This is a genomic window from Clostridium sp. C8 (assembly GCF_001010885.1).
Lineage (GTDB): Bacteria > Bacillota > Clostridia > Clostridiales > Clostridiaceae > Clostridium > Clostridium sartagoforme.
This window is the reverse complement of record NZ_LBMX01000056.1, coordinates 36301-42618: the sequence shown is the minus strand read 5'-3', so window position 1 is coordinate 42618 and position 6318 is coordinate 36301. Positions and strand designations below refer to the sequence as shown.

General features: G+C 27.2%; 4 protein-coding genes. 1 reads left to right on the top strand and 3 read right to left on the bottom strand.

Annotated elements, in window-relative coordinates:
* Positions 1 to 186: 186 nt before the first annotated feature.
* Positions 187 to 1956, bottom strand: coding sequence for an ABC transporter ATP-binding protein (locus tag AAT22_RS09430; protein WP_047001015.1), 1770 nt, complete (start codon positions 1954 to 1956; stop codon positions 187 to 189).
* A 3-nt stretch (positions 1957 to 1959) separates the two neighbouring features.
* Positions 1960 to 3702, bottom strand: a complete 1743-nt coding sequence (locus AAT22_RS09425; protein WP_047001014.1) for an ABC transporter ATP-binding protein — start codon at positions 3700 to 3702, stop codon at positions 1960 to 1962.
* A gap of 140 nt (positions 3703 to 3842) precedes the next feature.
* On the opposite strand from AAT22_RS09425, the gene AAT22_RS09420 reads away from it, so the two are divergent.
* Complete coding sequence (locus AAT22_RS09420; RefSeq protein ID WP_047001013.1) at positions 3843 to 4697, top strand: AraC family transcriptional regulator; 855 nt, start codon at positions 3843 to 3845, stop codon at positions 4695 to 4697.
* 94 nt (positions 4698 to 4791) lie between these two features.
* On the opposite strand, the gene AAT22_RS09415 is transcribed toward AAT22_RS09420, so the two are convergent.
* Entirely contained in the window at positions 4792 to 6237 is a 1446-nt protein-coding gene (locus AAT22_RS09415; RefSeq protein WP_047001012.1) for an ABC transporter substrate-binding protein, read from the bottom strand.
* Positions 6238 to 6318 lie beyond the last annotated feature (81 nt).

The window sequence follows — 6318 nt, the reverse complement described above, 5'->3', positions numbered from 1 at the left end:
TATTAGTGCGACAGCCCCTTTAATTTTTATCTTATAAATTTCACATTGTTCCAAGCAAATTCTTAATTTAGTTCTGCTAAATCACTTCCTAAACTCTCCACTTTCACCTTTCAATTCTTAACTAAGAAACCAACTGTGAATTGTTCATTGTGCACTATGAACTTAAAATGATTGTTTAACTTTTCCTTAAATTTCAATGTATTGTGATTTATACAAGTTATAATACATTCCTTTTACTTTAAGTAAATCTTCATGTGTTCCCTCTTCTAATATTTTCTTATCTCCAACATACATTATTTTATCTGAATTTACTATTGTTGATAGTCTATGAGCAATAACAAAAGATGTTCTTCCTTTTAAAAGTTCTTCTATTCCTTCTTGAAGTAATGCTTCTGTTTCTGTATCTATACTTGATGTAGCTTCATCTAAAATTAATATCCTAGGATCTGCTAATAAAACTCTGGCAAAGGATATAAGTTGTTTTTGACCAACTGAAAGACCACTTCCCTGCTCATTTAAATATGTGTTGTATCCATCATTAAAGTCCTTTATAAAATCATCTGCTCTTACTATTTTAGCTGCATTTATTACTTCCTCATCAGTAGCACTTAATCTTCCATATCTTATATTTTCCATTATTGTTCCTGAAAAGACAAATGGATCTTGTAGCATAACACCAACTTCTTTTCTAAGAGATTTTAAGGTAACATCATTTATATCTGTTCCATCAATAAAAATATTTCCAGACTTTATCCTATAGAATCTAGATAAAAGATTAACTATAGTTGTTTTGCCTGCTCCTGTTGGTCCAACTAATGCGACTTTTTCTCCAGATTTTATATTCATATTTATATTTTCTAGAATAGGAATGTCTTTTTCATATTCAAAGTAAACATCTTTAAAAGTTACATCACCTTTAACATCTTTGAAAGTCTTTGCATCCTCTTTATCATATTCTGGCTTTTCATCCATAGCCTCAAAAATACGCTCTAAGTAAGCCATAGCATTTATTAAGGTGTTATAGAAGTTTCCTATATTGGTTATTGGAGCCCAAAATATCCAAACATATGATATAAATGCTACTAAAAGCCCAACAGAAATTCCACCTTTAAAAACTAATATACCAAAAATATAAATAAGTGAGATTGAAATTACAGATATAGTTTCTATGCTTGGCCATACAAGAAAATTTAAACTTACTGCTTTCATCCAAGAATCACTACAATCTGTACATAATTCTTCATATATATTCATATTTTCTTTTTTTCTTGAAAATGACTGTGTTACCCTTATTCCATTTATACTTTCATGTATATACGCATTTAAATTTGATTGCTTTGAACTTAATTTTTGATAGGCTCTTCTTTGAGCATTTTTAATAGATAACATAACTGCAAGAAGTATAGGAATACCTATTAATGTTACTAATGTTAGTTTTATGCTTAAAAATGACATAAATATTATAGTCATAATAAGTGTAACCATATCTGCAATTAAGTTTACAAATCCATTAGATAAAATATCACTTAGTGAATTTATATAATTAACCACTCTTACTAATATTTTTCCATGTGGTCTTGAATCATAATAGTTAAATGGTACATATTGTAGATTCTTAAATAAATCATGCCTCATATCCACCAATATACTTTGTCCAACTTCCCCCATTGTGAACATTCTATGCCTCATTATTATAGCTATTGATATAAATATTAATACATATAAAGTAGAAAGTACTATTAATCCCTTAATATTTCTATTTGGTATATAGTTATCTAATGCTGTTTTTGCTATTACTGGTCCAATTAATGAAATTGAACTTGATAATAACATTAATAAAACAGATATAAAAATTTTAACTTTATATGGCTTCATATATCCTAATAGTCTTTTTAAATATCCTAAATTAAAGCCAGTTTCTAATTCTTCATCAACGTTATATTTATTTCTTGCCATTCCTTATACTCCTTCTACCTTTAAATTCAAATTTCCATATTGAGTATAAAATATATTTGAGTAATATCCATGCTCTCTTATTAATTCATCATGGGTACCTCTTTCTACTATTTCTCCATTATCTAAAACTAGAATTAAATCTGCTTGTTTTAAAGATGATATTCTATGGGCTATTATAAAAGTTGTTTTCTTTTCTTCCATATTTTTAAGCTCATATTGTATCTTTTTCTCAGTTTCCATATCAACAGCTGAAGTTACATCATCTAATACAAATATTGACGCATCCTTCATCATTGCTCTAGCTAAAGATACCCTCTGCCTTTGTCCTCCTGAAAGACCTACTCCTCTTTCCCCTATAATTGTTTCATATCCATCTTCTAAATTTTTAATAAAATTATGTGCTTGTGCCTTTTTAGATATCTTTTTTATTTCTGAAAAACTTGCTTTCGGATTACTAAAAGCTATATTATCTTTTACTGTATCTGAAAATAAAAATATATCTTGCATAGCAGTTGCTATATTTCCTCTTAATGTATCTAACTCTATATCCTTTATATTTATTCCATCTATATATATTTCACCTTCAGTAGCATCATAAAATCTAGATAATAAATTAATTATTAATGATTTACCAGAACCAGTATGTCCAACTAACCCTATTGTTTGTCCGGCATTAGCTTCAAAGCAAACATTATTTATAACTCTTCTTCCATCTATATCTAAGCTTACATTTTCAAATCTTATATTACCTTTAAACTTCCTAAGATTTATTGTTTCTTCATTATTTTTTATACTACTTTCTGTTTTTAATAACTCTATGATTTTTTCTGATGATGCTATAAATCTTTGGGTATCATTTATTAAATATCCACACATTCTCATTGGATTATTTAATGCCCATAATAAACTATTAAAAATTATTAATTCTCCAAAGGTTATTTTATTTGTAGCTACTAATATTCCCCCAACTAATATCATAACAACAGATAAGCTGTTTGATAAAAACTCTAGTTTTGGAATATATTTTCTAGTAACTTTAATTGTATCCAAATTTCTTTCCTTATAATTTTTGTTTTCTACATTAAACTTATCTATTTCAAACTTTTCTCTTCCAAATGCTCTTACTACTCTATTTCCACTTATATTTTCTTGAACAATTGAATTTAATTTTGAATAAGCTTCTCTTATATTATGAAAAGTTGGTGAAATTTCTTTACTCATTTTGTAAGTTAATAAACCTATTAGTGGAGATATTAAAAGCATAAAAATTGTCAAAGTTGCATTAACATACATCATAGAAATTATTGCAAAACAAAATGTAGTTATAGAAGATATAATGTTATAGACTACCCAAGCAACAAAATGTCTTATTGCATCTGTATCTCCTGTCATCCTTGCCATAAGATCTCCTGTTTTAACCTTACTATAAAAATTAATATCTAACTCCATTAATTTGTCATATAAATCTTTTCTTATTTTAAATAATATATCTTGAGATATTTTTTCCAATATCATTTGATATATATAAGCTATAATTCCCTTAAATACAACAATAGAAATCATAACTGTTATAAGAGGAAGCAATAAATTAGTTTCATTTTCTCCTAAAACTTTATCTACTATCTTTCCTGATATAAATGGATTAACCATATTAATTGCACATGTAAATAATACTAACAATAATGCAAAAATATATTTGTATTTGTAATTCTTTAAATAACCAAATATCCATCTTAAATTGTCCATAATTAAGTCTCTCCTTATATTCTCCTTTATTTCTTTCTAAGTATGATTATATAGAAGTTATTGAAAATAAAAATGTATTATATTAAACTTTAAATGTATATTATTATACTAATAACTAATAATTATTTTGGAGATTTAAAATGAGTAATACCTATACAAATATAGATAGCTATAATCCTCAAATACTCTTTGTGATAGATGGATATTGTTCACCGGATATACCTGTCCCAGAAACTAACTACCATTGTCACGAAGATTTTATAGAGCTTTCCTTTGTAACTTCTGGTTCAGTTGATTATTTAATTGAAGGTGAAGAGTACACATTAAAGAAGGGACAAGTTTTAATATCTAATCCTGGAATTTATCACAAAGAATTATTTAATTCAAATACAAATTGTAGAGAGCTTCACCTTGGGCTAACTAACATTAATATATTTAATAACTGTAAAAAGGATTTTATAGATATAGGTGATAAAAATGTATTAACACTTAATACTTATAAGGATGAAATTTTGAAAACATGCCAAGATATAGTTGATGAACAGAAGAATCATAAACAAACTTCTCCCTTTATGCTAAAATCTCTTGTTATGAAAGTACTTGTACTTTTACATAGAGAAATAAATGAAGAAATCCCCAATTTAAATTCACAAGAATTTTCCTTTAAATCTCGTGAAAAGAAGGTATTGGTGGAAAGTATAACTAAATACTTAAATGAAAACTATACAGAAGATATTTCTTTATATACATTATCAAAAAATATGTATTTAAGTCCTGTATATATTTCTAAAATTTTTAAAGAACTTATGGGGGATTCTCCAATAAATTACTTAATACAAATACGACTTATAAAAGCAAAGAATCTTTTAGAGGATTCAAAACTTTCAATAAAAACTATAGCTAAGATGGTTGGGTATAATGATCCCTATTACTTTAGCAAGCTTTATAAAAAATACTATGGAATTTCTCCAAATAAAGCTAGAAAAATTGTTTAATAAATAAAACTCTGTCCTTAAAATTTAAAAATTCTTAAGGACAGAGTTTATTAATAAAGGAGCTGTCTATGCGACAGCCCCTTATTATTATCTACTACTTTTTCCATTCATTTATTTGTTTTTGCATTTCTGCAATAACTTTATCTATTCCTTGTTCTTTTAATTTAGAATTTAACTTTCCTAAATACTCATCAACATCTACAGAACCACTATAAATAGTTGCTTTAAATTCTTCTAAAACATTATTTATTGCTGCAATTTCAGTAGATACACTTGAAGAATCAAATTTAAATCCTAATGCTGGTGATACTTTTGATTTATCGTTGAAATCCTTAAATTCTTCCCATTTAGTTTCTGGCTCACCTTCTAATTTATAAGTTAAGAATAAGTTTCCTACTGAGAAGTATGGTACATCATAATTCTTTTGATCTGGATTGATTAACTTTATATGTTGATCTCCAACTTTATTATAGTGAACTCCTTCAATACCATAGTTGATTAAATTTCTAAAATATTCATCTGTACTTAATAAAGATAATACTTCAAAAGCTTTATCCTTGTTTTTTGAATTACTAGATATAGCAATTAATGATCCTGTAGTTGATCCATTAGTAATTAATGTATCACCGATAGGAGATGATACTACTGGATAATTTAATGCTTTTGACCAAAGTACATCTGCATATGGCTGTCCGTCACCTTTTGTTACAAGACGTTTAACTGATTTATCATCTTGTGCTGTTGCTGCATCTGCATTTATATATCCTGCTTTATAATACTTTCTTAAAGTTTCTAAGTCTTCTTTCATTTGTTGTGTTTCAAACATATTCTTTATAGTTAGTGAATTATCATTTACTTCTACTCCAACTGGATCAACTAATTGATCAAAGAATACTGTATATGAGAATCCCTTAGTTATATATAAAGGAGTTACATCTGGTTCATTTTCCTTTATTACCTTTAACCATGGTTCTAAATCTTTTAAGCTATGAAGGTCTTGATATGGTATATTGTATTTATCAACATATTCTTTAGTAAATACCCACATTGGTGCTACTCCAAGCTCCTTTTGATTTGGTACTCCATAAATTTTTCCATCTATAGTTGCACCTTCCCAGAATCTTGAATCAACAGTTTCTTTTAAATTTTTTCCTGCTTCTGAATTTAGATAATCATCTAATGCTAAAAAAGCACCCTTTCTTGAATTTCCTAAATAGTCACCAGCCCATGAACATGTAAATGCTAAATCATAATCTTCGCCAGAATTTATTACTACTGACATTTTTTGATTATAATCTCCAAAGCCTATAAATTTCATGTCTAGGTTGACATTTATTTTATCTCCTAAGTATTTATTTGCTTCAGCTAAAACCTTGTCTAAATCTTTTGGTTCTTCACCGATTGCATACCAAGTTAGTTTAGTTGGTGTGTTACCTTTTGAGTTAGAATCATTTGTTGCCTTACCGCATCCTGTAAAAATAGCTGAAGTTGCCATTATAGCACAAGCTGCTAATGCAATCATCTTTTTTATTTTTCTCATGATTTTTTCTTCCCCCTTAATTTAATAACGTTTACAAGATGATTATAATATTTTAGTATATTATTTTATAGTGTACTTATT